The 26384-nt window shown below is 56.5% G+C and carries 32 protein-coding genes; 14 read left to right on the top strand and 18 right to left on the bottom strand.

The genetic code is table 11. The annotated features are described in order from the left end of the window. The first annotated feature begins 180 nt into the window (after nt 1-180). Both ACR0D7_RS05035 and ACR0D7_RS05040 read left to right on the top strand, forming a co-directional pair. On the top strand, nt 181-1020 hold the full coding sequence (locus ACR0D7_RS05035) for an EamA family transporter (RefSeq protein ID WP_480678009.1): 840 nt from the start codon (nt 181-183) through the stop codon (nt 1018-1020). Nucleotides 1021-1088: 68 nt separating this feature from the next. Then, the gene (locus ACR0D7_RS05040) at nt 1089-1859 is read left to right on the top strand and encodes an alpha/beta hydrolase (protein ID WP_480678010.1); all 771 of its coding nucleotides are present in this window, start codon (nt 1089-1091) and stop codon (nt 1857-1859) included. A gap of 17 nt (nt 1860-1876) precedes the next feature. On the opposite strand, the gene ACR0D7_RS05045 is transcribed toward ACR0D7_RS05040, so the two are convergent. The 5 genes from ACR0D7_RS05045 to ACR0D7_RS05065 form a co-directional block, all read right to left on the bottom strand. Beyond that, complete coding sequence (locus tag ACR0D7_RS05045) at nt 1877-2158, bottom strand: hypothetical protein (protein ID WP_480678011.1); 282 nt, start codon at nt 2156-2158, stop codon at nt 1877-1879. Nucleotides 2159-2333: 175 nt separating this feature from the next. Next, entirely contained in the window at nt 2334-2594 is a 261-nt protein-coding gene (locus ACR0D7_RS05050; protein ID WP_480678012.1) for a hypothetical protein, read from the bottom strand. 167 nt (nt 2595-2761) lie between these two features. Further along, nucleotides 2762-3601 carry a hypothetical protein gene (locus ACR0D7_RS05055; protein ID WP_480678013.1) on the bottom strand — a complete coding sequence of 280 codons (840 nt, stop codon included), beginning with the start codon at nt 3599-3601 and terminating at the stop codon, nt 2762-2764. A 32-nt stretch (nt 3602-3633) separates the two neighbouring features. Then, nucleotides 3634-5592: a DNA topoisomerase IV subunit B gene (gene parE / locus ACR0D7_RS05060; protein WP_170382536.1), complete on the bottom strand. Its 1959-nt coding sequence runs from the start codon at nt 5590-5592 to the stop codon at nt 3634-3636. 148 nt (nt 5593-5740) lie between these two features. Continuing rightward, a complete protein-coding gene (locus ACR0D7_RS05065) occupies nt 5741-6574 on the bottom strand; it encodes a class I SAM-dependent methyltransferase (protein WP_480678014.1) in 834 nt (277 codons plus the stop codon). Nucleotides 6575-6697: 123 nt separating this feature from the next. Here ACR0D7_RS05065 and ACR0D7_RS05070 point away from each other — a divergent pair, with 123 nt between their 5' ends. From ACR0D7_RS05070 to ACR0D7_RS05080, 3 genes are all read left to right on the top strand, one after another. After that, nucleotides 6698-7306: a carboxymuconolactone decarboxylase family protein gene (locus ACR0D7_RS05070; RefSeq protein ID WP_480678015.1), complete on the top strand. Its 609-nt coding sequence runs from the start codon at nt 6698-6700 to the stop codon at nt 7304-7306. Between the two features lie 242 nt (nt 7307-7548). After that, the gene (gene ppk2, locus ACR0D7_RS05075; RefSeq protein WP_480678016.1) at nt 7549-8472 is read left to right on the top strand and encodes a polyphosphate kinase 2; all 924 of its coding nucleotides are present in this window, start codon (nt 7549-7551) and stop codon (nt 8470-8472) included. A 106-nt stretch (nt 8473-8578) separates the two neighbouring features. Beyond that, nucleotides 8579-9931, top strand: a complete 1353-nt coding sequence (locus tag ACR0D7_RS05080; RefSeq protein WP_480678017.1) for an MATE family efflux transporter — start codon at nt 8579-8581, stop codon at nt 9929-9931. 6 nt (nt 9932-9937) lie between these two features. Here the strand turns inward: ACR0D7_RS05080 and ACR0D7_RS05085 are convergent, their stop codons facing one another. Then, entirely contained in the window at nt 9938-10339 is a 402-nt protein-coding gene (locus ACR0D7_RS05085; protein ID WP_170382546.1) for a hypothetical protein, read from the bottom strand. A 13-nt stretch (nt 10340-10352) separates the two neighbouring features. After that, nucleotides 10353-11555: a pyridoxal phosphate-dependent aminotransferase gene (locus ACR0D7_RS05090; RefSeq protein ID WP_480678018.1), complete on the bottom strand. Its 1203-nt coding sequence runs from the start codon at nt 11553-11555 to the stop codon at nt 10353-10355. A gap of 90 nt (nt 11556-11645) precedes the next feature. Here ACR0D7_RS05090 and ACR0D7_RS05095 point away from each other — a divergent pair, with 90 nt between their 5' ends. From ACR0D7_RS05095 to ACR0D7_RS05105, 3 genes are all read left to right on the top strand, one after another. Continuing rightward, complete coding sequence (locus ACR0D7_RS05095) at nt 11646-12038, top strand: helix-turn-helix domain-containing protein (RefSeq protein ID WP_170382548.1); 393 nt, start codon at nt 11646-11648, stop codon at nt 12036-12038. Further along, nucleotides 12035-12292, top strand: coding sequence for a succinate dehydrogenase assembly factor 2 (locus ACR0D7_RS05100; RefSeq protein ID WP_480678019.1), 258 nt, complete (start codon nt 12035-12037; stop codon nt 12290-12292). The genes ACR0D7_RS05095 and ACR0D7_RS05100 overlap by 4 nt, the downstream gene beginning before the upstream one ends. Nucleotides 12293-12369: 77 nt before the next feature. After that, the gene (locus ACR0D7_RS05105; RefSeq protein WP_438826183.1) at nt 12370-12867 is read left to right on the top strand and encodes a MarR family winged helix-turn-helix transcriptional regulator; all 498 of its coding nucleotides are present in this window, start codon (nt 12370-12372) and stop codon (nt 12865-12867) included. On the opposite strand, the gene ACR0D7_RS05110 is transcribed toward ACR0D7_RS05105, so the two are convergent. The 3 genes from ACR0D7_RS05110 to ACR0D7_RS05120 are packed head-to-tail and all read right to left on the bottom strand — an operon-like array spanning nt 12868 to nt 14704. After that, a complete protein-coding gene (locus ACR0D7_RS05110; RefSeq protein WP_480678020.1) occupies nt 12868-13578 on the bottom strand; it encodes a DUF1194 domain-containing protein in 711 nt (236 codons plus the stop codon). Continuing rightward, complete coding sequence (locus ACR0D7_RS05115; RefSeq protein WP_480678021.1) at nt 13578-14279, bottom strand: DUF1194 domain-containing protein; 702 nt, start codon at nt 14277-14279, stop codon at nt 13578-13580. Before ACR0D7_RS05115 ends, ACR0D7_RS05110 begins: the two co-directional genes overlap by 1 nt. Next, nucleotides 14276-14704 (bottom strand): VOC family protein, encoded by a 429-nt coding sequence (locus tag ACR0D7_RS05120; protein ID WP_480678022.1) that lies wholly within the window; start codon nt 14702-14704, stop codon nt 14276-14278. The genes ACR0D7_RS05115 and ACR0D7_RS05120 overlap by 4 nt, the downstream gene beginning before the upstream one ends. Before the next feature lie 176 nt (nt 14705-14880). Here ACR0D7_RS05120 and thyX point away from each other — a divergent pair, with 176 nt between their 5' ends. After that, a complete protein-coding gene (thyX, locus tag ACR0D7_RS05125; protein ID WP_480678023.1) occupies nt 14881-15792 on the top strand; it encodes an FAD-dependent thymidylate synthase in 912 nt (303 codons plus the stop codon). A 157-nt stretch (nt 15793-15949) separates the two neighbouring features. Here the strand turns inward: thyX and ACR0D7_RS05130 are convergent, their stop codons facing one another. Beyond that, complete coding sequence (locus tag ACR0D7_RS05130; protein WP_010439113.1) at nt 15950-16156, bottom strand: cold-shock protein; 207 nt, start codon at nt 16154-16156, stop codon at nt 15950-15952. 216 nt (nt 16157-16372) lie between these two features. On the opposite strand from ACR0D7_RS05130, the gene ACR0D7_RS05135 reads away from it, so the two are divergent. Together ACR0D7_RS05135 and ACR0D7_RS05140 are read left to right on the top strand one after the other, a co-directional pair. Further along, entirely contained in the window at nt 16373-16690 is a 318-nt protein-coding gene (locus ACR0D7_RS05135) for an ArsC/Spx/MgsR family protein (RefSeq protein WP_480678530.1), read from the top strand. 42 nt (nt 16691-16732) lie between these two features. After that, on the top strand, nt 16733-17101 hold the full coding sequence (locus ACR0D7_RS05140; RefSeq protein ID WP_480678024.1) for a hypothetical protein: 369 nt from the start codon (nt 16733-16735) through the stop codon (nt 17099-17101). Between the two features lies 1 nt (nt 17102). Here the strand turns inward: ACR0D7_RS05140 and ACR0D7_RS05145 are convergent, their stop codons facing one another. The 5 genes from ACR0D7_RS05145 to thrS form a co-directional block, all read right to left on the bottom strand. After that, on the bottom strand, nt 17103-17630 hold the full coding sequence (locus ACR0D7_RS05145; RefSeq protein ID WP_480678025.1) for a DoxX family protein: 528 nt from the start codon (nt 17628-17630) through the stop codon (nt 17103-17105). Continuing rightward, nucleotides 17627-18388 (bottom strand): HvfC/BufC family peptide modification chaperone, encoded by a 762-nt coding sequence (locus tag ACR0D7_RS05150; protein ID WP_480678026.1) that lies wholly within the window; start codon nt 18386-18388, stop codon nt 17627-17629. Before ACR0D7_RS05150 ends, ACR0D7_RS05145 begins: the two co-directional genes overlap by 4 nt. After that, entirely contained in the window at nt 18385-19242 is an 858-nt protein-coding gene (bufB, locus tag ACR0D7_RS05155) for an MNIO family bufferin maturase (RefSeq protein WP_480678028.1), read from the bottom strand. The genes ACR0D7_RS05150 and bufB overlap by 4 nt, the downstream gene beginning before the upstream one ends. Before the next feature lie 71 nt (nt 19243-19313). Further along, complete coding sequence (locus ACR0D7_RS05160) at nt 19314-19601, bottom strand: BufA1 family periplasmic bufferin-type metallophore (protein WP_170382568.1); 288 nt, start codon at nt 19599-19601, stop codon at nt 19314-19316. Between the two features lie 222 nt (nt 19602-19823). Further along, nucleotides 19824-21782 (bottom strand): threonine--tRNA ligase, encoded by a 1959-nt coding sequence (thrS, locus tag ACR0D7_RS05165; RefSeq protein WP_480678029.1) that lies wholly within the window; start codon nt 21780-21782, stop codon nt 19824-19826. A 209-nt stretch (nt 21783-21991) separates the two neighbouring features. Here thrS and ACR0D7_RS05170 point away from each other — a divergent pair, with 209 nt between their 5' ends. The 3 genes from ACR0D7_RS05170 to ACR0D7_RS05180 are packed head-to-tail and all read left to right on the top strand — an operon-like array spanning nt 21992 to nt 24368. Further along, nucleotides 21992-22741 carry an alpha/beta fold hydrolase gene (locus ACR0D7_RS05170; RefSeq protein ID WP_480678030.1) on the top strand — a complete coding sequence of 250 codons (750 nt, stop codon included), beginning with the start codon at nt 21992-21994 and terminating at the stop codon, nt 22739-22741. Beyond that, nucleotides 22741-23733, top strand: coding sequence for an alpha/beta hydrolase (locus ACR0D7_RS05175; RefSeq protein ID WP_480678031.1), 993 nt, complete (start codon nt 22741-22743; stop codon nt 23731-23733). Before ACR0D7_RS05170 ends, ACR0D7_RS05175 begins: the two co-directional genes overlap by 1 nt. Nucleotides 23734-23753: 20 nt before the next feature. Beyond that, nucleotides 23754-24368 carry a hypothetical protein gene (locus ACR0D7_RS05180; RefSeq protein ID WP_480678531.1) on the top strand — a complete coding sequence of 205 codons (615 nt, stop codon included), beginning with the start codon at nt 23754-23756 and terminating at the stop codon, nt 24366-24368. Nucleotides 24369-24428: 60 nt separating this feature from the next. Here the strand turns inward: ACR0D7_RS05180 and ACR0D7_RS05185 are convergent, their stop codons facing one another. Further along, nucleotides 24429-25013, bottom strand: a complete 585-nt coding sequence (locus ACR0D7_RS05185) for a DUF6151 family protein (protein WP_480678032.1) — start codon at nt 25011-25013, stop codon at nt 24429-24431. 4 nt (nt 25014-25017) lie between these two features. Then, the gene (gene phaZ / locus ACR0D7_RS05190) at nt 25018-26289 is read right to left on the bottom strand and encodes a polyhydroxyalkanoate depolymerase (RefSeq protein WP_480678033.1); all 1272 of its coding nucleotides are present in this window, start codon (nt 26287-26289) and stop codon (nt 25018-25020) included. Between the last annotated feature and the right edge of the window lie 95 nt (nt 26290-26384).

Genomic DNA, 26384 nt, shown 5'->3' on the forward strand with positions numbered 1-26384 from the left:
ATCCCCGACCTCGTCCAGGGCGCAATCATCGACCCCTCATGCGGCGGAAACCCAATAGAACTCAACAAAGAAAACCTCAGCGAACTCTTTAAGAACGCGTTGTGAGAAGCAATCAGCTGTGTCAACAACAACACCGGTCCGTTTTACGGGCCAGTTCGTTAATGAGCAGGAGAGTCGAACGTGACTGTGTTTGTCATCGTCATCATTCTGACGGCGGCTTTGCTGCACGCGGTTTGGAATGCCATCGTCAAAACTGCTGCTGACCGGACAACAACCCTTGGTCTGGTGGCTCTGGGGCATGTCATACCTGCGTCAGTCATGGTGATGCTCCTGCCGCTTCCGAGCGCCGAGAGCTTTATCTACATCCTGCTCTCGACCGTGGTGCATTTCGGGTATTATTTCATGCTGGGCAAAGCCTATCAGCATGGTGATCTGAGCGTCGTTTATCCGATTGCCCGAGGCATCGTGCCCGCGCTGGTATCGTTGTGGGCGATGCTTTTGGTAGGCGAGGTTCTACCCCTGCAGGCCTGGGGTGGGATCGCACTGATCGCGCTGGGAATACAACTGAGCAGCTGGAAAGCGCTACGCTCGGGCGTGGGCCGTGCGGCGTTGGGTTTTGCTGTCGGAACCGGTTTTTGTATTTCGGTCTATTCCGTGGTCGACGGGATTGGGGTGCGGTTGTCGGGTAATACGCTTAGCTATTGGGCGTGGGGCGCGTTTTTGCATCTGTTCATTGCCGGGTTCGTTGGCGTGCGCAAACGAGACACGCTGGCGCAGCTACCGGCAAAGGTGTGGATGACCGGCCTTTTGGGTGGTCTGGTGTCGATGACCGCTTATGGGCTCGTTCTTTATGCCAAGAATTTCGCTCCTTTGGGTGCGGTGTCAGCGCTGCGGGAAACCTCCGTCATATTTGCTGCGCTGATCGGATTTGTGTTCCTGCACGAGGGCAATTGGATGCGCCGTCTGGGCGCTGCCGTTCTGATGGCGCTTGGTGTCGCGCTGATCGGGTTAGCTGTTTAGCGTCGATACGCGGCCTTGCTGAATATACCCATTGTGTCTCATACTGAAACAATATGAGGGGCGTTTTTATGACCAAAGAGATTGTTTTGATCCACGGAGCCTTTGCCGGGCCGTGGTGCATGCAGGATTATGCGGGGTTCTTCCGCGATCGGGGCTGGACCGTACACACCCCGGCGCTGCGGTATCATGACAAAGATCCAAAGGCCGAACCCGACCCCCGACTGACCGATACCAGCGTGATGGACTATGCAAATGACATCGCTGATTTCGTGCAAGGGTTGGACAGTAAGCCCGTCATCCTCGGTCACGCCATCGCGGGTGTTGTGGCGCAACAGGTGGCGGCGCGTGGGTTGGCCAGCGCCATCGTGCTGATCAACCCGAACGCGGCGTGGGGCACGTTGCCAGAAACCGATGACGAACGCGCCATTCCGCGGGCACTGATGGAGGGTGGGGCGTTTTGGAAACAGCCTATGCGGGTTGAGTTTGGCCTGATGGCCCCCTTCGCGCTCAACAAAATGCCGCGTGCGCAACAGCGCGAGGTTTTCAAGCAGTTGGGCGCCGAAAGCGGGCGGGTGATGTTCGAGATGTTTTTCTGGATGTTCGACGACCACCACGCGATGAAGGTGGATATCGGTAAGGTTGACTGCCCGGTGCTGATCGTCTCGGGTACCGAGGATCGGGCTGTGAACCCCGACACCTGCCGTGCGCTGGCTAAGCTTTATGGAGACCGCGCGACATTCATGCCCGTGGAAAACCACGCTCATTTTCTGTTCATGGAACCCGGCTGGGAAAAACCCGCCGGACAGATCGCCGACTGGCTGGACCAGAAAGTGGGCTAGGGCGCCCAACCGCGGCCTTAGTTATTGGTCGAGAACGTGCTCTGCGGTTTCCATTTCAGCGTGCCGTCCCCTTCGCGATGGCAGCGGAGCAAACGTTCCTGGATCGTGCTGATCGTTTCGGTGACGGTGTTGTCGCCGGTCAGCAGAACAAAGGCGTCCTGCGAATAGGCCATGCCGTCGTAATAGCAAAACCGCGTCTCGGCGCCGTCCGGTATTGGTGAAGCAGTGCTGAGCGTCTGCTGTGCGGTCGCTTGTGTGGCCAGCAGGGCAAAAGCCAGCCCGAGGGTTAATGTTTTCATGTCGTCCTCCCGTTCGAAAATCTGTTCGTCTAATTGGGTCTTGGACGCTCGGAACCTCAAATGTCGTTCTTGAATGACGGTTTGAGGGTAAGTGTGAACGAGATCAACGGGTTAGGCAAGGGGGTTGGACTGATTGGCGTCACTAGCCTCAGGGCGAGGTATTCTTGATCTGTCGTCAGTCTGAGAAAACTGCAAGGGTGACATCCGTTAATACAGCAACATATAAAGAAATGATCAGAATTGCAGATGAATTAAAAACTGCTTCGGAAGTGCAATTTGTTGCAAAAATAGGTTTTAATAATACAACAAGAAATGAAGCCACGAATAACCCAATTAAAACAAGAGCAGTATTTTTCACTTCTGACTTCACATCAGAAAGGTCAAGGCCCTGATTTTTTTCTTCGAGGTTGGACAAGCTAACGCTTAGTTGAGACATTGATGCCACGGATATCGTAAGTACGAGCCCAATAAATGATAAGAAATCGTTGTCTAAAAAATCTTTGAGAAAAGAGTTCTGGTCAGAAAGTGCAGATGTGTGGAGGACGACGGTGTATCCGAGCGTCCCCATAATAATCAATATTATTATGACAAGAAAAAGCCTCGTCACCTAAAAAACCTTTCTACTAGTGCCCTCCGACTGTCGGCTTGTTCTAGCTGAATGACGTCATCCGTAATGACATCTTTCGCTTTCTCAGTATCTTCAGAGTCGAACAGAATTTCACGGCCTGACTTTAGCTTTGCAGAACCTCCCCCTTCGGAAATAACATTCATCGCGTCATGAACTTCTTCAGTCTCAAGTTGAAGATCGCCTTTAGGGTTCTGAAGAATGACCGAAACCTCAGTAGCGTTTTCCCGTTCTTTATACTCCTTCAGGCGTTCGTTCAATTTATCTTTTATTCCCAGCACATTCGGGGTGACGTAGTTGAATTCTGCCCTGGTGATGTCGCCTTTATGTTTAGAGACTGCTTCCCAAAATGACTGTTTTTCCGTCATTGCATTGACTTCAAGAAACCACCCATTGGTCTCTGAATTTTCGTTTATAGAAATGGCGAACGAATTCATTATTGCAAGAGGCTTGCCTACGTCGCCTCGATCTTGAAAAGCGAGGCGTTGACCAAGCGGGTCAGATTCAACATCCAAGATCACGTTTGCCGCGCGCCAACTTTCACGGCTAGTGGTCTCAAATAGTTTGTCCGGACCTTCGTTGATAGTGTCAGTGACTTTTTTTCCAATCCGCCCAAAACAGTACGTGCGGCCACTTTCACTCTCAGTTTCAATAGGTTGAAAAATGAAGTCAGTACCTCGGTGATTAAACTCTCTCCGTTCATTGAAGATTCTTTTTAAAAAATCTCGGCGGGTAAATGTGCTTTCGCCTTCCATTTCTACCAGTAGTGGGGGAATTTGAACTTCGGTCAAAAACAATCTTAAATATACGTAGCGCAAGTTCTTTTGTCCTTTCTACTATGCACCAATACTCAAACATCCAACTCCTCCACAAACCGCGCGTTCTCCTGAATGTATTGGAACCGCAGTTCGGGTTTTTTGCCCATCAGGCGCTCGACCAGATCGCCGGTCTCACCGGGTTCGTCCTCGTCAATGGTGACCCGGATTAGCTTGCGGGATGCCGGGTCCATCGTGGTCTCTTTCAGATCCTTGGCGTCCATTTCACCCAGACCCTTGAAGCGGGACACGTCGATCTTGCCCTTGCCGCCCAGACCTTTCTCAAGCCATTCGTCACGCTCGGCCTCGTCCAGGCAATAGACCCTCTTGGCGCCTTGGGTCAGGCGGTACAGAGGCGGGCAGGCGAGGTAGAGGTGGCCCGCGTCGATCATCGGCCGCATCTGGGTGAAGAAGAACGTCATCAGCAAGGACGCGATATGCGCCCCGTCCACATCCGCGTCGGTCATGATGATGACCTTGTCATAGCGTAGGTCGTCCACGTTGAACTTGGTGCCAAGCCCCACACCCAGCGCTTGGGTCAGGTCGTTGATCTCGGCATTGGTGCCTAGTTTCGAGCTGGCCGCGCCCAGAACGTTCAGGATCTTGCCGCGCAGCGGCAGCAGGGCCTGCGTTTTACGGTCGCGGCCCATTTTGGCGGATCCGCCCGCCGAGTCGCCCTCGACGATGAATAATTCCGTGCCGTCGCGTGTTGAACTACTACAGTCCACCAATTTGCCGGGAAGACGAAGTTTCTTAGTGGCGGACTTGCGTTGTGTTTCCTTCTCGGCCCGTCGGCGCAGGCGTTCTTCGGCCCTCAGAATGAGGAAGTCGAGGATCGCCCCGGCGGATTTCGTGTCGGCCGCCAGCCAGTTGTCGAAATGGTCGCGGACCGAGTTTTCGACCAGCCGCTGCGCCTCGACCGTTGCAAGGCGGTCCTTGGTCTGGCCGACGAATTCCGGCTCACTGATGAAACACGACACCAAAGCGCAACCACCGGTGATCAGGTCATCGCGGGTGATCTGACCGGCCTTTTTGTTGTTGATCAGTTCCCCATAGGCCTTGATCCCCTTGAGGACAGCGGCCCAGAATCCCGCCACATGGGTGCCGCCTTCGGGCGTGGGGACGGTGTTACAATAGGACTGAATGAACCCGTCGCGCGAGGGCGTCCAGTTGATTGCCCATTCGACCTTGCCGGGGGTGCCGAACTTTTCCCGAAAATCCACGGTACCTGCAAAGGGTTGCTCGGCATAGGTGGAGGAGCCGTTCATCGTCTCTTTCAGGTAATCCGACAGGCCGCCGGGGAAGTGGAAGCTGGCCTCGGTCGGTGTTTCGCCGTCGTCGATGGCGGATTTCCAGCGGATTTCTACGCCCGAGAACAGGTAGGCTTTGGAGCGGATGGATTTAAAAAGACGCGCCGGTTTGAACTTATGATGGCCGAATATCTCGGCATCGGCGTGAAAGGTCACGGTGGTGCCGCGCCGATTGGGGGCCGCTCCGACTTTTTCGACAGGACCCAGAGGGATGCCGCGCGAGAACCGCTGTTCGAACAGCGTCTTGTCGCGGGCCACCTGAACGACCATGGAATCCGACAGAGCATTCACCACTGATGCGCCCACGCCATGCAGACCACCCGAAGTCTGATAGGCTTTGCCCGAGAACTTGCCGCCCGCGTGCAGGGTGCACAGAATGACCTCAAGCGCCGATTTGTCTGGAAACTTTGGGTGGGGATCAATCGGAATGCCGCGCCCGTTGTCGCGCACAGTCAAGGCGTAATCTGCGTGCAGCTCGACCTCGATCCGGTTGGCGTGACCGGCAACCGCTTCGTCCATCGAGTTGTCGAGGATTTCAGCCACCATATGGTGCAGCGCGCGTTCATCCGTGCCGCCGATATACATACCGGGGCGTTTTCTGACCGGCTCCAGACCTTCCAGCACCTCGATCGAGGAGGCGTCATAGGTCGCGGTCGCGCTGGGTGTCAACAGATCGTCGGGCATCGGTGCTGCTCTTGTTTTTGGGTTTGGTCCCATTATGGCAGGTGATGTGGTCCGGGGAAAGAGGGGCGCGAGGTCTTGTGGGAGATTGGCTGCAACAGCGACTGGTAAGCTGAGCCACCAATGCACGGGCTTGCAGATCAATCCGGAGTTATTGAGGTTTTTCAGCGGTCAAGCGCACACCCCCGATCCGCCGATTTTGCACGTCACTTACGAATTGAGCGTACATCTTCAAGAAATCATTCCCTTTGGAGGGGTTGCCGGCGCGTTCGGCCTCGGCATCAAGCGTTTGATACATACTGAGCCGCCGCGCCAGAATCTCGCCCCAAGATGCGGTGACATCTTCGGAGGAGATGACCTCGAACCCCGCTTGTTTCAATTGGGCCTCGTATTCGGGAATGCTCAGCAGAGACTGGCAGGCAAAGCGCTGGCGATATTGCTCCATTTCATCTTCGGGCAGAGGGGTGTGCATCACCCAGTCGGTAAAGGCAAAGCGTTTACCGGGGCGCAGAACGCGAAACACTTCGGCCAGGGCTTTGGATTTGTCGGGGATGTGCAGGAAGGATTCCTGGCTGACCGCAGCGTCGAATCGTTCCGCATCAAACGGCAAGTCCATCGCACTGCCCAACACTGGGTGAACTTGGCCCTGCAATCCGACCAGGGTATTCAGTTCAATCGCACCATCTACCCGGTGGGGGCTGATATCGACCCCAGTTACATCAACACCAAGTTCGGACGCGTACCAGCGTGCAGGCCCGCACAGCCCGGAACAGACATCCAACACGCAGTCGCCGGATTTCATCTGTGCCTTTTCCGCCAGTCGGGCATTTGCGTTCAGCCCATCGTAGTGATCCTGATCATAGGGGTAGAGTTCCTGCGGCGTGACATCTGCTGCCGAGCCACGAAGGTTTGTCAGTTTCGTCAAAATATGCGGCGCCGAGATTGGATGATTGGCATACCAATCCGCGACAGTTTTTTCCGCCATTTCCATAAGATACTCCCTCCCTTGCCTTTGGTCAGCTTAGCCTGACATGGTAGGCCAATCCAGTTTCGTCTCGCAAAGAACGAGGTCGAGTTTGGAAAGGCAAGGTAATAGCAAGGGGATCATATGAGCTGGATTAAGACCGTACCATTTGACGAAGCCACCGGTAAGCTCAGGAAGCTGTACGAGCGGGTAACGGGACCGGACAACAACGTGGACAACATCATGATGGCGCACTCCCTGCGACCGCATTCGATGGAAGGCCATATGGGGTTGTACAAGAACGTCCTTCATCATTCGGCCAATAAAATACCCAAGTGGTTTCTTGAGGTCTTGGGTGTTTGGGTCAGTTCCTTGAATCGGTGTGGCTATTGCGTTGAACATCACTTCAACGGGCTGCAGCGATTGCTGGAGGATGCGGATCGCGGAAACGCAATCCGTGCCGCGATTGAGGCCGGAACACCGGGCACTGCTCCTTTGGACGCGGCACAGATCGCGGCGATGCGCTATGCCCGCAAACTGACCCAAGCGCCAGCGGACTTGGTTCAGGCAGATGTGCAGGACCTACGGGACGCCGGTTGGGATGACGGCGAAATCCTCGAGATCAACCAGGTCTGCTCTTATTTCTCATACGCGAACCGGACGGTTCTTGGATTGGGGTGCTCGACCGATGGTGACGTCCTGGGCCTGTCGCCCAACAATTCGGATGATCCGGCGGATTGGGGGCACAGCTAGGCGGCCGCTATCCAATCTGGAATGGTCTGCGCGACCACCGGAAGGCGGGTCAGGCGACCCCGTAGCGGACCCATGTCATCCGGTCTCAAATGCCCTCTGGCTGATGAATTCCGAGCCCATAGTCTGACTTCCTGCAAGCCGCAATCTTCTTGTTTCGAAGGCTGTCGATTTGACCCGAGTCAAAGCGCGAAACCGCATCTTCTGCTAGACGTTTTTGCGGATAGTGAAAAAGGAAAAATTGAATGGAAGCTGTGGCACAAATTGAACAAAAACAACCCTCTGTAAAAATCATCCCAACACCCGAACTAGAACCGTCGCAACCCAGCCCCGAGCGAATTCGGCAGGCGTTCGAAAGCGGCAAATACCCCTATGCCCGCAAGATGGCGCGCCGCAAGTACGAGGCGCAGAAGGCGCAATTGCAGGCCGAATTGCTCAAGGTGCAGCTTTGGGCACAAGAGACCGGGCAGCGCTTTGTTCTGCTGTTTGAAGGACGCGATGCTGCGGGCAAGGGCGGTACGATCAAGCGGTTCATGGAGCACCTGAATCCTCGTCAAGCACGGGTTGTGGCACTGAATAAACCGACCTGGGAAGAGAAGGGGCAGTGGTACTTTCAGCGCTATGTTCAGGAGTTGCCAACGGTTGGGGAAATGGTGTTCTACGACCGCTCGAGGTACAACCGTGCGGGTGTTGAGCGGGTGATGGGGTTCTGTTCCCCAAACGAATACCTCGAATTCATGCGACAGACGCCCGAGTTGGAGCGGATGCTCGTGCGCTCGGGTATCCAGCTATACAAATACTGGTTCTCGGTCACGCAGCCAGAACAGCAGCGCCGGTTCAAGAGCCGGGAAACGGATCCGTTGAAACAGTGGAAACTGTCGCCTATCGACAAGGCCAGCCTTGATAAGTGGGATGATTATACCGAGGCCAAAGAGGCGATGTTCTTCTACACGGACACCGCCGATGCGCCTTGGACCATCGTCAAATCGAACGACAAGAAGCGTGCCCGCCTGAACACCATGCGCCACTTCCTGTCGACGCTGGATTATCCGGACAAGGACCATGATATCGTGGGGCAGCCTGATCCCCTGATCGTTGGGCAAGCGCATCACGTGATCCACCGGTCCGAGCATATCCTGGGCGATTCTCTGCACCCGGACGCGCGGTAACAGCGTGCGTCATCTCGCCGAGTAATTGGTCTCATCTTGAAATTTCATTGATCGCCTCTTGTCCCGGCCTTTGGCCGGGCATAAGGCTGATGAAATGAACAAGGTAATGACATATCGTGCCCACTTCCGGGCGATCGCAGTGTTGGGCCTGCCGCTGGTCGGTGGGCATCTGGCGCAGTTTGCCATCGGTTTGACCGATACGATCATGCTGGGCTGGTACGGGGTGCAGGCGCTGGCGGCCGTGACGCTGGCCAGTAGCTTTTATTTCGTGCTGTTTCTGTTTGGCGGCGGTTTCGGGCTGGCGGTGATGCCCATGGTGGCGACTGCGGCCGCCGAAGAGGATGAGACCAGTATTCGCCGCTCGACCCGCATGGGGTTGTGGCTTTCCTTGCTGTATGCGGTGCTGGTTATGCCCTTGCTGTGGTGGTCTCATCCGATTTTGATTGCCGCAGGACAAGATCCGCAAGTGGCTGAAACCGCGTCGCAATATCTGCGTGTCGCGGGGTGGGGGCTGTTCCCGGCGCTTGTGGTCATGGTGTTGAAATCTTATCTGGCCGCGTTGGAGCGCACGCAGATCGTTTTGTGGATCACCGTGACGGCCGCGATCGTAAACGCGCTGACCAACTACGCGCTGATCTTCGGCAACTGGGGCGCACCTGAACTGGGGGTGATGGGGGCGGCGATTGCCTCGGTAGTGACGCAGATGGTTTCACTGATTGCCGTGGTGGTCTACGCCGTGCGCGTTTTGCCCGAACACAACCTGTTCCAGCGGTTCTGGCGTCCGGATTGGGAGATGTTGTTCAGTGTACTGCGACTGGGTATTCCCATTGGATTTACCTTGCTTGCCGAAGTTTCGCTGTTTGCCATGTCAGCCTTCATGATGGGGTGGATTGGGCCGGTGCCGCTGGCGGCGCACGGAATTGCGCTGAACCTGGCTTCGGCAACGTTCATGGTACATCTGGGCCTGTCCAATGCGGCCACGATCCGAGCCGGGAACGCCTTGGGTCGCAAGGATCGGCCGCATCTGGAAAAAGGTGCGAAAGCGGTGACCGTGATGTCTCTGCTGGTGTCTGTTCTGACGATCGCCCTGTTCTTGACCTGCGCCGAACCGCTAATTTCCATATTTGTGGAACCCGACGATCCGCAACGTCCTCAGATTCTGGCCATCGGCACCGGGCTGCTGGCCATGGCCGCCTTGTTCCAACTGGTCGACGGGGCGCAGGTGATTGCGCTGGGTCTGCTGCGCGGTTTGCAGGACGCCAAGGTACCTATGGTGATGGCCGGGCTCAGCTATTGGGTGGTCGGGATCCCGGCGTCCTATTACTTTGGCTTTGTGCAGGGGTTGAACGGGATCGGCATTTGGCTGGGCCTTCTTCTGGGTCTGGCCTGCGCGGCTATTCTGTTGATGGCACGGTTCTGGACTCGCTCAGTCCAAACCGTTGTGGCGCCTGCGGAATAGCCGCAACTATCTATTCTTCAGACGGTCCGCCTTTTTGCGCACCAGAACGGTGCGCAAATCGTGCATAGCCAGCAATAACCGGTCAGTGATGTCCTCAAGCTGGTCTTCCGTCGCCTTGGATTGCGCCCATTGTGTCGTCAGATTCATGTAATCGACTGCGCGGTGGATGTCGTCGATATCGCGCTGAGCCAGCAGGGCTTTGCGCTCTTCCATCCAACGCGCGATTTCGGCTTGGTCGGCCTCGGACAGGGTGCGCTGCCCTTGCGGCTTCACTTCACCATTGCGGATGTTGATGACCGCTATCTGATCCATTTCGATCCGCCGCTGGCGGTTTTCGGTGTCGATCCGAAATACCGCGGCGCCATTCTCGCGGACGCGGAAGTAGTATTCGGGCAGTTCTGCGGCCATCTTTACCTCCGGGTCAGGTCAGGGATGCGCAAAAGCGCTGGATGCGGGTGCAGGCCTCGGTCAGCGCCTCATCCGAAGTTGCGTAACTGACCCGGAAATTTGGGGACAGACCAAAGGCCGCGCCAAAGACCACTGCCACGTCTGCTTCTTCTAGCAAGGCGGTGGCAAATGCTTCGTCCGAGTCGATCTTGGTGCCAGCAGGGGTGGTTTTGCCAATTAGCCCGGCAATCGAAGGATAGACATAGAATGCGCCTTCGGGCGTGGGGCAAGTGATACCTTCGATCTCGCTCAGCATTCGAACCACTAAGTCGCGGCGGCGTTTGAATGTCACGTTGTTTGGGGTCAGAAAAGATTGCGTTCCATTCAGGGCTTCGACAGCCGCCCATTGGCTGACCGAACATGGGTTCGAGGTCGACTGTGACTGGACTTTGCGCATTGCGGCAATGATCTCGACCGGGCCAGCGGCATAGCCAATCCGCCAGCCGGTCATGGCATAGGCTTTGGATACCCCATTGCAGGTCAGTGTCCGGTCATAAAGCCCCGGCTCAACCTCGGGTGGGGTGCAGAATTCGAAACCGTCATATGCCAGGTGCTCGTACATGTCGTCGGACATGATCCAAACATGGGGGTGACGCATCAGCACATCTGTCAAAGCCTTCAACTCGGCGCGGCTATAGCCCGCCCCAGTGGGGTTCGATGGCGAATTGAAGATGAACCACTTGGTCTTGGGCGTTATCGCAGCCTCGAGTTGCCCAGCCGTCAGTTTGAAATTGTTTTCAATAGTTGTCTCAACAACGACCGGCGTGCCGCCAGCCAACAGAACCATATCCGGATAGCTGACCCAATAGGGCGCGGGGATGATGACCTCATCGCCGTCGTTCAACGTCGCCATTAGCGCGTTGTATAGCGTCTGCTTGCCTCCGGTGCCGACCGAGATCTGTGCGGGCGTATACTCCAGCCCGTGGTCGCGTTTCATTTTGGCGCAGACGGCCTGCTTCAATTCGGGAATGCCGTCGGGGGCTGTGTATTTGGTTTTGCCAGCGGCAATTGCGGCAACGGCGGCATCCTTGATATTCTGCGGTGTGTCAAAGTCAGGTTCACCTGCGCTCAGGCCGATCACGTCACGACCGGCGGCTTTCAGGTCGGCCGCTTTGGCCGTCATCGCGATCGTAGGGGATGGTTTTACGCGTGACAGTGTCGCAGACAGGAAAGTCATGGGGGCCTCGGTTTGTATGTTCAACCTGTCTGTCATAGGGTGCGCCCGAATGACGATCAAGCTGTATGAGAGATTGAATTGGAGACCCCGATGAGCGACGAAAACGACTGGTTTGGGCCAGAAGCAGCGACATTCGGGGACCGGCTGGCAGGCGCGCGCGAGGCGGCGGGTATGACGCAGTCTCAATTGGCGCGGCGGCTTGGGGTCAAAAAGGCGACGATTGCGGCGTGGGAGAATGACCTGTCGGAACCGCGCGCCAACCGATTGTCGATGATGGCGGGAATGATCAACGTTTCGATCAAGTGGCTGCTGACCGGCGAGGGTGAAGGTATGGATGCCCCGGTCGAAGAGGGTGAAGCCAATCTGGAGCTGGCTGATGCAGTGGCCGAACTGCGCGCGATCCGCGGCGAGATGCGGGCGAGCGCGGAACGGGCCGCAAGACTTGAGAAAAAACTGCGCTTGATGTTGGAGCAGGGACAGTGACCGAAACACGGGAAGTCAGAATTAAGCGCATGCAGATGCGCTCGATGCGCCGCGGGATCAAAGAAATGGATTTGATCCTGTCCGCCTATGCCGAACGCAATCTTGCTGCGATGGATGCAGCCGGTCTGGATCTGTATGACGCTATGCTGCACGAAAACGATCAGGACCTGTATCAATGGGTCACCGGGCAGGTGCAACCGCCTGAAGGTTTCGCCGACCTCATCGCTGACATTGCGCAGACCTTTCAAAAATAAAGAAAATCCAGCTTAACCGATTCTTCGGGATTTCGATTCATGCTGCCTGAAACAGCGCGACTGAATCGGAGGGTCGGATGAGTATGGAAATGCAGGTCTCCGCGCCGGAAACCAAGGGGTTTATGACCAGCTACCTTGAGGCGCTTGCCTTGGTTGAGCGGCTGCACCGTCTTTTGCTGGACGTGATCAAGGATGAGTTTGAACGGGTTGGCGTGCTGGAAATCAACGCCGTTCAGGCCTTGTTGCTGTTCAATATCGGCGATCACGAAGTTACGGCGGGTGAGCTGAAAAGCCGGGGTTACTATCAGGGCAGCAATGTCAGCTACAACCTCAAGAAGTTGGTTGAAATGGGGTATATGCACCATCAGAGGTGCGAGATTGACCGCCGCTCAGTTCGGGTGCGGCTAACGCCACGCGGGCGTGAAATTAGGGATACGGTTGCTGAACTGTTTTCCCGCCATGCCAAAGGGCTTCAGACTCGCGGCGTACTGGGGCTCGAAGGGATTGACGATATCACAACCTCTTTACGCCGGGTCGAACGCTATTGGACGGATCAAATTCGGTATATCTATTGATCACTGGATGGCCTGGGACAGGTTCAACCCCTGCAGTTCCCGTATCAGTTTTCGGGTCATTGCGTCTTCGTAAGCTTCAAAGCCCAAGGCGACCTCGACAAAAGCATCCGGGCCTAGAATAACCCAAGCATTGTAGTAAGCGGAAAGCTCTCCGGCCTGAACGTATCGTTTTTCACTATGGCTGGGATCATCCGCGCCGATGACAAGCCCATTAATAGTGATCCCCAAAGATCGAAGTGCGGATTTAACTTCTCGCGGGTGGGCGCCCAGATTGTGTTTACCGTCCCCCGACAGATCCAAAGTGCGTTTCCAGCAATTTGTTTGCCGAGACAGCAACTTGGCCCCGAACAGCATGGCAGGCCCCACGGCAGTTCCTTGAGGTGCCGCGCTGCGTTTAGTGCTGTTCAACAGGGATGCAATTTGCTCAATGTCGCTGGCCGAGCGTACAGAAATCCAGTTCAGCAACAGACGTTGATGGCCGGGCTCGCTCCATTCAAAAATCGCCAACCGCACCGGGTTAGAGGTGTCGGACAGGATCAGCTGAACCACTTCGGGTCTTTGCAATGCCGCTGCCAAACCATCCAATTGTAGACGATATTCGCTGCTGTCCACTGATCCCGAGACATCCAGCCCAAGTGCCAGAGCTTGGCGGCACTCTGCCGTGACCGACCCGGCAACTATGGATAGGATGGTTGCCAGAAGCCGCATCATCACTGGTCCGGCTCCTGAAGCGCGCCGATTTGCAACCCCGTCAACTCGCGCTCCAATTTGCGTCGCATTGCGCGCTCGAAGTCCTGAAACCCCTGAGCGACTTCAAGAAAAGCGCCGGGGCCACGTAGAACATTGTTCTCGAAAAAAGGAATTAAATATAGTTCGCCTTCGAAGTCGGCTGCATTGATGACCAACCCGTTGACAACGGTGTTTTCGAACGGAAAGTGCCGGTAAGCCGAAGCGGGACCGTAACCGTCATTGTTCGAGCCATCTCCAGACAGGTCTATGGTTTGAAACAAACAAAGTGGCGCTTGCTGCATCAATGTCGCGCCAAAGGCCAAAGCGTGCCCCATGGCCGTAGCCGAACCACTGTCGGACCGCACAGATTGCTGCACGGTCGAGGCCGCTGCCAGCAGATCAGCCTGAGTGTGAATCATGGTCCAGCTCACAATGACACGTTGGGTGTTGCGACCGCTCCATTCATACACCGCAAGGGCAACGGGCATGGGAGAGGAGAAGAAAGCCTCGACCACTTCGGGCGCGACCAATGCTGCGGCCAGACCCTGCCGCTGTAATGTGTCTTCAGTTGCGTCCACCGAGGTCGAGATATCCATAGCCAAAGCAAGGGCCAGGCGGCAGGCTTCGGCCCGAAGCGGGCTGGCCAGTGAAGCCAACCCAAGTGCTGTCAGCCAACGGATCACCAGTGGCCGGTGCTTTCCATACTGGCCCAGGGCTCGGCTGGTTCCAGCGCCTCGCCATTCTGCAGCAGTTCGACCGAGATATTGTCAGGGGACCGCACAAAGGCCATACGCCCATCGCGTGGAGGGCGGCTTATCAACACCCCATTATCTTGAAGGTGCTGGCAGGTCTCATAAATGTTGTCGACGCCATAGGCGAGATGCCCGAAATGACGGCTGTCGCTGGGCAACGCGTCGTCGCCGTCCCAGTTATAGGTCAGCTCAATCGGCCGATCCTCTTGCCCCGGAGGCGCCATGAAGATTAGCGAAAAGCGCCCTTGGTCACTGTCATAGCGGCGGGTTTCCTTCAGGCCCAGCAGCTCATAAAACGCCATCGACTTCTCCAGATCCTTCACGCGGACCATGGTGTGAAGATATCTCAGCCCCATTGTGGCTTCCTTTCTATTCAGGTGATGCGCAGCAGCTTAGCGCGCGGAAAAAGCGTGTCGAGGGGGCAGAAGGGACACAATTTCGAAAATGCGAAAATGAGCGCATATATGGCAGTTCCGGTCAGAGAATTGCCGATATATAGTGGTGGGCGACTCATTTCAGGAAAGGAACTTTCATGCCGCTGTCCTCTGACCAACTGGCCGAGATCGAAGCGCAACGGGCGCAATCGCATCCAACACGCCGCGTTGTGGCCGCGGGTATGGAAGAGCATCTTTATACCGCCCATCAGGTGTTGGATCACGGCTTTGTGCGCGTGATCGACTATATGGGCGACGATGCAGCGATCTGTCAGGCGGCGCGGGTGTCTTACGGTAAGGGTACCAAATCGGTTCAGAATGACGAAGGCCTGATCCGGTATCTGATGCGCCATTGGCATTCGACCCCGTTCGAGATGTGCGAGATCAAGCTGCATGTCAAACTTCCTGTCTTCGTGGCTCGTCAATGGATTCGCCACCGTACGGCGAACGTGAACGAGTATTCGGCGCGCTATTCGATTCTGGATCGCGAGTTCTACATCCCTGCGCCCGACCACGTCGCTGCCCAGTCCGAGGTGAACAACCAGGGCCGGGGCGATGCCCTGCAGGGTGAAGAAGCCGCGCGGGTTCTGGATATTCTCAAAGCGGACAGCGCCCGCTGCTATGACAATTATGAAGCGATGATCAGCCAGGATGGCCAGCAGGGTCTGGCGCGCGAGCTGGCTCGTATGAACCTGCCTGCAAATGTCTACACTCAGTGGTACTGGAAGGTGGATTTGCACAACCTGTTCCATTTCCTGCGTCTGCGCGCTGATCCGCACGCTCAGTATGAAATCCGCGTCTATGCAGATACCATGTGCAAGATCGTGGCTGACTGGGTGCCATTTGCCTACAAAGCGTTCGAGGATTACCGTCTGGGCGCGGTGAATCTATCGGCGCAAATGGTCGACAGCCTGCGCAGAATGTTGGCGGGTGAGACGGTCACGCAAGAAAACTCGGGTATGACCGCGCGGGAATGGCGCGAGTTTGAGGCCGTCATTCGCAAAGGCTGATGGCGAACACTGTGCGTCATTGTGAAAGAAAAAAACTAAAACGCTCGCGCTAGAATTGATCCGGCGCGAGGTTAAGGTTTCTAACCTTTGAAAATTGGTCAACGGCCGGAAATTGGCCGCTGACCTGTTTTGATAACCCGCAGCACGCGGGATTGTTTTACAGTGGCTTCAAATCAGATGCCATTTGGCGGCCGTCACGTCCGTCTTCCAACTCATACGAGACTTTCTGATTGTCAGCGAGCCCGGTCAGACCGGACCGTTCAACGGCCGAGATATGAACAAATACGTCCTTGCCGCCTTCATCGGGGGCAATAAACCCGTAGCCTTTCGTGGTATTAAACCATTTCACGGTGCCAGTTGGCATTTCCCGTGTCTCCTTCTACTTACACGTTGTCCCACATAATTAGTGGGGGCAGTGGTTGACGCCGCCGCAAAACATCACCGTATCGTCCACACGATACAGCCCGATTTGCGTGTTTCGTCTTTTTCAACATTGCACGGTGAAGTAAAAAATCAAGAATTACCGAAACGAGCAGGCAAATTTGCCAAAATTTTGAACTTAAAACCGGAGCCAGCCAAAATGCGCCTCTATGGCTTGAAGAACTGTGATACTTGCCGCAAAGCCCTGAAATCGCTTCCAGATGCAGAATTTTTCGACGTTCGGGCCGACGGTGTGCCAAGTGATGTTCTGGCGCAGGCGCTGGACCTTTTCGGCAAGGCTTTGCTCAATACCCGCTCAACAACCTGGCGGGGATTGGATGAGGCAGATCGCATGCGCCCTCCGCTGGAACTGCTTGCGGAGCACCCGACCCTGATGAAGCGACCTCTGATCGAACAAGACGGAACGCTGTATCTGGGCTGGGCCGCGGAAACAAAGTCAGGACTTGGCGTTGCATAAGCGGGTGCTTATGTGAATGAACGCAGTTTTAGAGGGTTTTGAATGCGCAACGCAGCTATGATTCTGGGCGTGATCGCCGGTTTGATCGGAATGATCGTGGGATTTTTCGGCTACGGCTATGTCGAACTGATTGACCGGTTCGGCGAAATCGAAGGGGTGGCGGAACAGGTCGATAATGCGCAGCTTATCCAAGCGGCGTCGATTATCGCGCCGTTGTTGGCCATTGCTGGTGGCGCGATGGCCCATGCGCGTGCGTTGTTAGGTGGGGCGCTGTTACTGCTTTCAGCAGCCGGGATGTATTATGCCTTTGGTTTCAACGTATTTACCATGTTCCCGGTGGCATTTGCGGCCGTGGCGGGCCTCCTTGGGCTGGCCGCGGGAAAACCGGACGAGCCCAAGGCGCATTTCTAAATCATTTTACGCGCAGGATACGGTCGACTGACAGCGGGCCTGCGCCATTGATCACGATCATCAACAGCAGGAATGTCCACAGTGTCCGCTGGTCCAGAACGTTGGGGGCGGCGGTGAACCAATTGCCCAATGCAGTGCCGTGACCAGTGACGTCAACGATGGTCTGGACCCAGACGAAGGCAATCATGCCCAGTGCCGAGAACCGTGTCAGAAGGCCAATCACGATCAGCGCAGGCAGAAGAAACTCGGCCCAGGTGCCCGCAACTGCGACTGCCCAGTGGAATACGCTCAGTTGCGAGCTGTCATAGCTGACGGCTTCCATCGCTTTGGGGAAAATCTGCACATAGGCACCGTCCGACGGGGACAGGAATCCGAAGAACCCACTTCCCACTTTGGTCTTGGCCGAGTTCCAATAATACACCAGCAAGGTTGCCGCAAAAACCAGCCGAGCCAGGGTAGGTACCAGCCAGCCTGAGGTTACCTCAAGCCTTCCCAAGGTGTTGTTGTGAAATGAGATCAGGGCAGTCATGTTGCCAGCCTTTCGATAGTCACAGAGGTTATTGCGCCGCCCTGCAAAAGCAGCGCCAGAGTGGCCCCAAGGTCGAATTCGGGGATTTGGGCGGCGGTTTCTTCAAACGCGCCGCCTATGGTTCGCCCGGCCTGCAGGCCCGAGATCCACTCAGCGCCGCCCGGCGGCAGCAGATGCGGAGCCGGGTCATAATCCGGTCGGGTGATCAGAATGTCTTCGGCGACGGCTGCGGGTTTTGGCGCGCCGTCTTCGGTGTTAAAGCGCCAGATAGAGAATATGGGCCAATCCGAATGCACAACCTGCATCGAAGGTGCAAAGCCCAGCCGCGCACGCATGATGTCCTCGGGCGGAATGGCAAGCGCATCGGTCGGCGCGGCCTCGCTATCGGCCGCGTGGTAGGACTGGCGCAGGGCTAATTCCAATCGCGCGACGTCGGACAGGTAGCCCAGATGCGAGAGCTGTTCCATGCCGGCAAGAAAGTCAGGGAACTCTTCGCCATAGAACATCATCAGAGGTAACGATGGCGGGTGATTGCGTAGGAAAATCCCAGCTAACCCGTCCATATTCTGCGCACCCAGCAGTTTGGTGATAACCGGAAACGCCTGATGCATTGCTTCGGTCAAGGACACCGCGACGTTGTTGCGGTACACGCTGAACCGGCGTCCGGCGGGTTGTGCCGTAGCGTCCAGCAGCCCCTCGGGGATCGCGGCTGCAGGATCCAGCAGCGCGGCGTGGAAGGTGGTTTGTGAGACGCTCATGCCGGAACCCGATCAAGGGCCGCTTGAGCGCGGTCTGCCTCGGCCCGCAGTATGGGCCAATCAGGCACATCTGTATCCCATTCAATCAGAACGGGTTTCGGGCCGGAACGGTCCAGAACGTAGTCCAGAAGCGCCCAGACCGGATCGACCACTTCGCGTCCATGGCTGTCGATCAGCAGGGGATGGCCGTGGTCGTCTTCATCCTCATCATGACCGCCAAGATGAATCTCGCCCACTTTTTCCAGAGGATAAGCGTCAATATAGCCCTTTGGCGAGTAATCCAGATTGGTGGCCGATACAAAAACGTTGTTCACATCCAGCAGCAGGCCACAGCCCGTCCGGCGCGCGATCTCGCGCAGAAAATCCGGTTCGGACCATGTGCTTTCTTCAAACGCCAGATAGCTGGATGGATTCTCTAACAGCATTTGCCGGCCGACGGTGTCCTGCACCAGATCAATATGCTCACAAATTCGGGTCAGTGTGGCGTCGGTGTATGGCAGAGGTAACAGGTCGTTCAGGAAATGGCTGTCATGGGTCGACCAGGCCAGATGTTCGGAAAAGCTGGCGGGGTTCAGCCAGCCGATCAAATGTTTCAGTCTTGCCAAGTGTTCCGGATCCAGTGGGCCTTCACCGCCGATGGATAGGCCGACACCGTGGACGGAGATCGGAAATTGTTCAGAGAGATGACGCAGTTGGGCCAGTGGACGGCCACCATCGCCCATGTAGTTTTCGGCATGAATTTCAAGCCACGAGACGGGGTGCGCATTGTCCAGTATCTGCTCAAAGTGCTGAGGCTTATAGCCGACGCCCGGCGCGGCTGGCAGATTGTTCGATCTGGTCGTGTTATCCAACATTTGTGTGCTCCCCAATCACGACGAAGAGGCGGGCGATATGGCCCGCCCCTTCGGTTTTTGAAAGCTCAGGCTTATGCGGGCAGGTCGCGGTCCAGCGGTTCCAACGAGCCTTTGCGGCTGTCCGGCAGTTCGATGTCGGCACAGGTGCCGGCGTCTACCAGAGTCCAGGCGTTGCCCTGATAATCTACGGTCGAGGTACCGGCGCAGGTTGTGCCGGGGCCAGCGGCGCAGTCGTTCTGACCGGCCAGAGACACGCCATAGCACTTCTCTTTGGCTTGGGCGGTGGCAGTGGTTGCTGCACCCGAAACGGCGGCTGCGACTGCGCTTGCGATGACCAGTGTTTTTGCGGTGTTCGACATCTCGGTAATCCCTTTTGATGACTGCGTATGTCTTCTTGTGACAATGACAAAGGTAGTGCTTGTGGGGCTGCAGTTGAATTCACGAGCACGTGTCTCACAACCCCGTCAGGACATGATATGCCCTCTTGCAGGTTAATAAACTGTTTTTGAAAAGAAAAATGGTAATTGTTTCAATCCGACCCCCAAAATGGGGTCGGATTACCAGCAATTTGCTGCCGAATGTTACAACAGGTCGGGCGGAGTTGCGGCCTTGGATAGCTCAATTGTTACAGCTTCAAGCGATTGAACCTGTGTTTGTTTTTCACCCAAGCGACGGACGCTCACAGTACGCTCTTCGACTTCACGGTGACCGACGGCCAGAATGACCGGTACTTTGCCAACCGAATGCTCGCGGACCTTGTAGTTGATCTTTTCGTTGCGAATGTCGGCTTCGGCCCGCACGCCTGCGGCCTTCAGCGTCTCAACGACCTCGTTCACGTAATCATCCGCCTCAGACGTGATCGAGGCGACAACAACCTGACGCGGAGCCAGCCAGAAGGGCAGCTTGCCCGCGTGCTCTTCGATCAGAATGCCGATGAAGCGTTCGAATGAGCCCAACGTCGCCCGGTGCAACATGAACGGACGGTGTTTCGCACCGTCGGCCCCGATAAAGCTGGCGTCCAGACGCTCGGGCAGGTTGGGGTCTACCTGAAGGGTTCCGCATTGCCAGGTTCGGCCGATTGCGTCGGTCAGAGTGAACTCCAGCTTAGGCCCGTAAAACGCGCCTTCACCTTCGAGAAGTTCATAGTCATACCCGGCAGCCTTACAGGCATCGCCCAGCGCCTTTTCGACCAAATCCCAGCTTTCATCCGAGCCGATCCGTTTTTCCGGGCGGGTGGACAGTTTGATGGTCCAATCGTGGAAGCCCAGATCGGCATAGACCTTGGACAGGAAGGCGATGAACTTGGCGGTCTCGGATTCGATCTGACCCTCGGCACAGAAGATATGGCCATCGTCCTGCGTGAACCCGCGCACACGCATGATCCCGTGCAACGCGCCCGAAGGTTCGTACCGCGCGCAGGACCCGAACTCGGCCATGCGCAAGGGCAGGTCGCGATAGGATTTCAGGCCCTGATTGAACACCTGCACGTGGCAGGGGCAGTTCATCGGCTTCAGCGCGTTGATCGCCTTTTCGCGGGCATGGTCCTCGTCCACTTCGACGATGAACATGTTTTCCTGGTATTTGTCCCAGTGGCCCGAGGCCTCCCACAATTTGCGGTCAACGACCTGCGGGGTGTTCACCTCGACATAGCCGTCACGTTCTTGCATCCGGCGCATATAGTCCTGCAGGGTGGTGTAGATCTTCCAGCCGTTCGGATGCCAGAAGATCTGGCCCGGCGCCTCTTCCTGCATATGGAAAAGGTTCATCTCGCGGCCCAGCTTGCGGTGGTCGCGCTTGGCGGCCTCTTCCAGCATATGCAGGTGGGCTTTCAGCTTTTCCTTGCCGGTGAAGGCCACGCCGTAGATACGCTGCAGCATCGCGCGGTCGCTGTCGCCGCGCCAATAGGCGCCCGCGATGGACATCAGCTTGAACGCGTCGCCCGGCAGTTGGCCGGTATGATGCAGGTGCGGGCCGCGGCACAAATCCTGCCAATGTCCGTGCCAGTACATGCGCAACGGCTCGTCGCCGGGAATGGCTTCGATCAGTTCAACTTTGTAAGGCTCGTTGTTGGCCTTGTAGAATTCGATCGCGCGGTCGCGGTCCCAGACCTCGGTGGTGACGGGATCACGTTTGTTGATGATCTCTTTCATCTTTTTTTCGATGAGGCCGAGATCTTCGGGCGTGAACGGCTCTTCTCGATCAAAGTCGTAGTACCAGCCGTTTTCGATGACGGGGCCGATTGTGACCTTGGTCGCGGGCCAGATTTCCTGCACCGCGCGCGCCATGACATGGGCCAGATCGTGGCGGATCAACTCATTGGCCTGTTCCTCATCCTTCATGGTGTGGATGGCGATGTCGGAATCGGATTCGATGGGCCACTGCAGGTCCCAATGCTGGCCGTTTACCGTGGCCGAGATGGCCTTTTTCGCCAGTGAGGTCGAGATATCGGCAGCCACCTGCGCGGGCGTAACGCCTGCTTCGTAAGAACGTGCATTGCCATCGGGAAAGGTGAGTGAGACGGATTTTGCATCCAGGGCCATATCGGCTCTCCTCGTCGGTTTGGCGCCCACTGAACGCCCGGTTGCGGGTTATGGTGTTCCGGCTCATTTGGCAGGGGTTCGCGGTTGTGTCAAGGGTCGGAGCGAGGGGCCGGCCCCTCGCGCTCCCCGGAGTATTTAGGAAAAGATGAAGTGGGCGAATTGCACTTGGGGGTGGGGCGTGCATGATGCGGAAAAGGAAAGAGGGTTTCATGGCAACAACGGATTTTCTGGATACCGCTCAGGGACGGCGGTTGGCGTATCACAAGAGCGAAGGTGCGGCGCCGACCATCGTTTTTCTGGGTGGGCTGAAGTCGGATATGGAAGGCACCAAGGCGGTGCATCTTGAAGCCTGGGCGCAGGCGCGGGGGCAGGCGTTTTTGCGGTTTGACTATTCCGGGCATGGCGAGAGTTCTGAGACGTTTACCGATGGTTGTATCGGAGATTGGCACGAGGACACGGTTGCGGCCGTGACGGCTTTGACCGAGGGGCGGCTGATCGTTGTTGGGTCGTCCATGGGGGGGTGGCAGGCGTTGCTGCTGGCCAAGGTCATGCCAGAACGGATTGCCGGTATGGTTGGTATTGCCGCCGCGCCGGACTTTACCGAAGATGGGTATTGGGCCTCGTTCAGTGACGATCAGAAGGCTGCGCTGGACAGTGTTGGGCATGTGGAACTGCCCTCGGATTACATGGAACCCTATATCATCACCAAGCGGATGATCGAGGACGGGCGGCAGCGTCTGGTACTGCGTGACGCACTAAGTTTGCCGTTCCCGGTGCGGTTCCTGCAAGGCACTGCGGATACTGCGGTTTCCACCGAAATGGCCACACGATTGCTGGAACATGCCACCGGACCGGATATGCGCCTGTTGTTGGTCAAGGACGCTGATCATCGCTTTTCGGACGGTCCCTGTTTGGGTTTGATCGAAAACGCGGTTCTTGAGGTGATGGAGGCCGGCTGATGCGGCTGTTTGGGTGGGTTCTTGGACGCCTGCTGCTTGCGCTGATTGTTATCGGTGGGCTGATCTGTTGGTTTGGGCCGCGAGAAGAGATTAATCTGCACCCGCGATTTGATCCGCGCAAGTTCGGTGAAGGGGTTCAGGTTTATTTCGAAACTACTGAATCTGCCTATGACGACATCGTGCCTGGGGTCGAAAAACGCGTGATCTGGCAGGATGGGTTCAAGGAACAGCGCACCCCGGTCTCGGTTCTTTATGTCCACGGCTTCTCGGCCTCGTCCGAGGAAATCCGCCCGGTGCCTGACATGGTGGCTGACGCGTTGGGGGCCAATCTGGTTTATACGCGACTACAGGGCCATGGTCGGGATGGCAACGCGATGGCCGAAGGGACGGCTTCGGGCTGGATGTATGACATGGCCGAAGGGCTGGCAGCGGCACGGGCTGTAGGCGACAAGGTTGTCGTCATTTCGACCTCGACCGGTGGAACGCTGGCTGCGGCCGCCGCGCTGGACGATGAGTTGAGCCGGAACGTAGCCGGGATGGTCTTTGTCTCACCGAATTTTGGCGTGAATACGCCGGGCGCGCGGATGCCCAGCCTGCCGTGGGCGCGCAGTTGGCTGCCTCTGGTGATGGGAGAAGAGCGTGACGTTTCCGGCCCGGACCCAGAGCTGAATAAATACTGGTCGGCGGTCTATCCTTGGGAGGCTGTCGTGCCGATGACCGTGTTGGTCGAAACCGTTTATGATTTGGACTTCTCGGACGCGCAGGTGCCCGCGCTATTCTGGTTTTCGGATGACGATCAGGTGGTACGGCCTGATCTGACGCACAAAGTGGCTGAGGCCTGGGGTGGTCCCGCAACGGTGCAACTGGCGACGATGGGGCCGGGGGATGATCCCATGTCGCATGTGATCGCGGGGCGTCTGATGTCACCGGGCCAAACTGACGCGACTGTATCGGGCATTTTAAGTTGGCTCAAAGGGATTGGAGTGGAGTAGCGATGCGCAAGCCGGGCAGTATGTGGAGCCTTGAAACACTGGGTCGCGTGCGCTTGTCCCGCCATTTCTTCATGCGGGATTTCCTGTATTCCGAAATCGGAAATTTCCATGAAAAACAGAACCTTCCGGACAACCCTGATCTTGCCATCGAAACCGGGCGCGCGTTTTGTCAGACCCTGTTGGACCCGCTTGAAGAGACATTTGGGCGTATCGCGGTTCGGTCCGGGTACCGATCTCCCTCACTGAATCAGTTTGGCAATGAAAACCGTCTGAATTGCGCCCGCAACGACAACCCGTTGGAGTGTCATATCTGGGACAGGGGTGAGGGGGATGCGCGAATTGCCGGGGCGTCGATCGTTATTCCGTGGTTTGCTGATCAGTACGAAACCGGGCGCGATTGGCGCGATTTGGCATGGTGGATTCACGATCATCTGGACTATTCCGAGATCTGGTTTTTTCCCAAACTGTGCGCATTCAATCTGGTCTGGCGGCCCAAGCCTCATCGACGAATCGACAGCTATATTGCACCGCGAGGCTGCTTGTTACGGCCCGGGGACGAGCCAGCCGAAAGCTTGGAGGCGCGCCGCGAAAGGTATGCCGATTTTCCGGGTTTTCGGGGCATCATCTATCCTTGAAACACCTGAGCGTAAGAGTAGGGTGTTGACTAGAAGGGTGAGCAGACCTGCGCGATTGGATCACGTATATAGCTGAGCGCGCTCAGCCTTGCTGAGTATCTTAGGTGTCGCCACGGGTGCACCGCTGTTTGCATCGAAGAAGGGCGTTTTTTTCCAGCTACCGGACAACCAGGATTTGGTGAGGCGTTTCAGCATCCCAATAGCCGCATAGCGCAGTTTTTCATGGGACTGTTTGCCTCCGGTTCGCGGAACAAAGCCGAGGGTCGTGATGGGGCCTAGCCCACTGGGATCAGCGATGCGCTTAACGATGAACCCGGCGAACGGAACCTTCGCGGTACGCGCCGTCGTCGCCAACGGCGCATTGCAGCAACCGGCATACCAGCGAAGCATCCCCTTGGGGCTGAGCTGCATCAACGCGAGATGTTCGGCACCGCCTTCAATGCGGATTTCTTCGGGGCTCATCTGTAGAATGTCGACCGGACCGGGGGCCGGGTCGGGTTGCTCGAAATACAGCTGCGCCGCACGACAATCATGGCAAAAACAACCAACATGCGTGCCCGAGTGAACCCCGGCAGCAGTAATGTGCCCGTGCAATGAACCGCAATTGCAGGAGAAAGGCGTTTCCTTGGTCGCCCTCCTGCTCATTTTATCAGGCGACTTTGTTGCTGTTGGCAGCACGCTGACGCGATTTGCGCGTGTTTGCGTTCATAAAGTCGATCACCAGCGGCCGGATGTTATAGCGCCAGCTGCGTCCGGCAAAGATACCGTAGTGACCGGCATCGGGCTCAACATGGCTGGCTTTTTTCTCATCAGGCAATCCGGTGCACAGGTCCAGCGCGGCGATACATTGGCCGGGGGCCGAAATGTCGTCGTTTGCGCCTTCAACCGTCTTGACCGCAACATCGGTGATCTTGCCGATATCGACTTTGTGGCCAGCGACAACAAATTCGTTTCGGGCGATTTCGCGATTCTTGAACACACGTTCAACCGTTGACAGGTAGAACTCGGCGGTCATGTCCATGACGGCCAGATATTCGTCATAGAAACGGTTATGGGCATCGTGGTCCGAGGCCTCACCCCGCATGACACGCTGAATTTGGTCCGAAAAGGCCTGGGAGTGACGCTCGGCGTTCATCGACATGAACGACGCCAGCTGCAACAGGCCGGGATAAACCATGCGGCCCACACCCTTATATTTGAAACCGACACGCTGGATCATGGTCTCTTCCAACTGCCCCATTGTGACGCGGCGACCGAAATCGGTCACGTCGGTAGGAGTGGCGTCAGGGTCAACAGGACCACCGATCAAGGTCAGGGTGCTGGGCTGAGCCTTGGGCTCGACCTCGGCCAAGTATGCGGTCGCGGCAAGCGTCAGAGGTACGGGTTGGCACACGGCGATAACATGAGTATCGGGGCCAAGCTCTTTCATAAAATCGACAAGATATAGAGTATAGTCCTCTACATCGAATTTGCCTTCGGACACAGGGATGTCGCGCGCATTATGCCAATCGGTGACATAAACTTCGCAATTGACCAGCAGGCTTTTCACGGTCGATCGCAGCAGAGTCGCATAGTGGCCAGACATCGGCGCAACAAGCAAAACCTTGCGGGGTTGTTCTTCGCGGCCGTTAACGCGGAAGTGTACCAGATCACCAAATGGGCGCTCGACAACAGTTGTGACGTCGACCAGATGGTCCTTGCCGTCTTCGCAGGTAAACGTGCGGATACCCCAGTCGGGCTTGACGACCATGCGCTGGAATGTACGCTCAGTCACCTCACCCCATGCGGCCATCATGCTAAAGCCAGGGTTGGGGACCATGGAGAACATTGGATAGGATGCCATGGCACTGGCAGTAGCGCCCATCCATTGGTTGGTATTGCGCAACGTCTCCATCAAGTCGTATGTCATCATATAACGCATGGATAAAGGGGCCTCCCAAATGTCAGCATCTTACTTCGGACCATTCGCCGCTTTGCCCCCCGACACCCACGACGTTATTCTGCACGGCAGCGAGG

This window comes from Ruegeria sp. BB7 (assembly GCF_056539365.1).

Excerpts from the sequence above, each read along its gene's own strand:
- ACR0D7_RS05110 (WP_480678020.1), bottom strand. The coding sequence starts at position 13,578 with ATGATGCGGCTTCTGGCAACCATCCTATCCATAGTTGCCGGGTCGGTC.
- thyX (WP_480678023.1), top strand. The coding sequence starts at position 14,881 with ATGCCGCTGTCCTCTGACCAACTGGCCGAGATCGAAGCGCAACGGGCG.
- ACR0D7_RS05045 (WP_480678011.1), bottom strand. The coding sequence starts at position 2,158 with ATGAAAACATTAACCCTCGGGCTGGCTTTTGCCCTGCTGGCCACACAA.
- ACR0D7_RS05170 (WP_480678030.1), top strand. The coding sequence starts at position 21,992 with ATGGCAACAACGGATTTTCTGGATACCGCTCAGGGACGGCGGTTGGCG.
- ACR0D7_RS05085 (WP_170382546.1), bottom strand. The coding sequence starts at position 10,339 with ATGGCCGCAGAACTGCCCGAATACTACTTCCGCGTCCGCGAGAATGGC.
- ACR0D7_RS05145 (WP_480678025.1), bottom strand. The coding sequence starts at position 17,630 with ATGACTGCCCTGATCTCATTTCACAACAACACCTTGGGAAGGCTTGAG.
- thrS (WP_480678029.1), bottom strand. The coding sequence starts at position 21,782 with ATGGCCCTGGATGCAAAATCCGTCTCACTCACCTTTCCCGATGGCAAT.
- ACR0D7_RS05095 (WP_170382548.1), top strand. The coding sequence starts at position 11,646 with ATGAGCGACGAAAACGACTGGTTTGGGCCAGAAGCAGCGACATTCGGG.
- ppk2 (WP_480678016.1), top strand. The coding sequence starts at position 7,549 with ATGGAAGCTGTGGCACAAATTGAACAAAAACAACCCTCTGTAAAAATC.
- ACR0D7_RS05065 (WP_480678014.1), bottom strand. The coding sequence starts at position 6,574 with ATGGCGGAAAAAACTGTCGCGGATTGGTATGCCAATCATCCAATCTCG.
- ACR0D7_RS05185 (WP_480678032.1), bottom strand. The coding sequence starts at position 25,013 with ATGAGCAGGAGGGCGACCAAGGAAACGCCTTTCTCCTGCAATTGCGGT.
- ACR0D7_RS05090 (WP_480678018.1), bottom strand. The coding sequence starts at position 11,555 with ATGACTTTCCTGTCTGCGACACTGTCACGCGTAAAACCATCCCCTACG.
- ACR0D7_RS05070 (WP_480678015.1), top strand. The coding sequence starts at position 6,698 with ATGAGCTGGATTAAGACCGTACCATTTGACGAAGCCACCGGTAAGCTC.
- parE (WP_170382536.1), bottom strand. The coding sequence starts at position 5,592 with ATGCCCGACGATCTGTTGACACCCAGCGCGACCGCGACCTATGACGCC.
- ACR0D7_RS05160 (WP_170382568.1), bottom strand. The coding sequence starts at position 19,601 with ATGTCGAACACCGCAAAAACACTGGTCATCGCAAGCGCAGTCGCAGCC.
- ACR0D7_RS05105 (WP_438826183.1), top strand. The coding sequence starts at position 12,370 with ATGAGTATGGAAATGCAGGTCTCCGCGCCGGAAACCAAGGGGTTTATG.
- ACR0D7_RS05040 (WP_480678010.1), top strand. The coding sequence starts at position 1,089 with ATGACCAAAGAGATTGTTTTGATCCACGGAGCCTTTGCCGGGCCGTGG.
- ACR0D7_RS05080 (WP_480678017.1), top strand. The coding sequence starts at position 8,579 with ATGACATATCGTGCCCACTTCCGGGCGATCGCAGTGTTGGGCCTGCCG.
- phaZ (WP_480678033.1), bottom strand. The coding sequence starts at position 26,289 with ATGCGTTATATGATGACATACGACTTGATGGAGACGTTGCGCAATACC.
- ACR0D7_RS05120 (WP_480678022.1), bottom strand. The coding sequence starts at position 14,704 with ATGGGGCTGAGATATCTTCACACCATGGTCCGCGTGAAGGATCTGGAG.
- ACR0D7_RS05150 (WP_480678026.1), bottom strand. The coding sequence starts at position 18,388 with ATGAGCGTCTCACAAACCACCTTCCACGCCGCGCTGCTGGATCCTGCA.
- bufB (WP_480678028.1), bottom strand. The coding sequence starts at position 19,242 with ATGTTGGATAACACGACCAGATCGAACAATCTGCCAGCCGCGCCGGGC.
- ACR0D7_RS05050 (WP_480678012.1), bottom strand. The coding sequence starts at position 2,594 with ATGTCTCAACTAAGCGTTAGCTTGTCCAACCTCGAAGAAAAAAATCAG.
- ACR0D7_RS05180 (WP_480678531.1), top strand. The coding sequence starts at position 23,754 with ATGTGGAGCCTTGAAACACTGGGTCGCGTGCGCTTGTCCCGCCATTTC.
- ACR0D7_RS05175 (WP_480678031.1), top strand. The coding sequence starts at position 22,741 with ATGCGGCTGTTTGGGTGGGTTCTTGGACGCCTGCTGCTTGCGCTGATT.
- ACR0D7_RS05130 (WP_010439113.1), bottom strand. The coding sequence starts at position 16,156 with ATGCCAACTGGCACCGTGAAATGGTTTAATACCACGAAAGGCTACGGG.
- ACR0D7_RS05135 (WP_480678530.1), top strand. The coding sequence starts at position 16,373 with ATGCGCCTCTATGGCTTGAAGAACTGTGATACTTGCCGCAAAGCCCTG.
- ACR0D7_RS05140 (WP_480678024.1), top strand. The coding sequence starts at position 16,733 with ATGCGCAACGCAGCTATGATTCTGGGCGTGATCGCCGGTTTGATCGGA.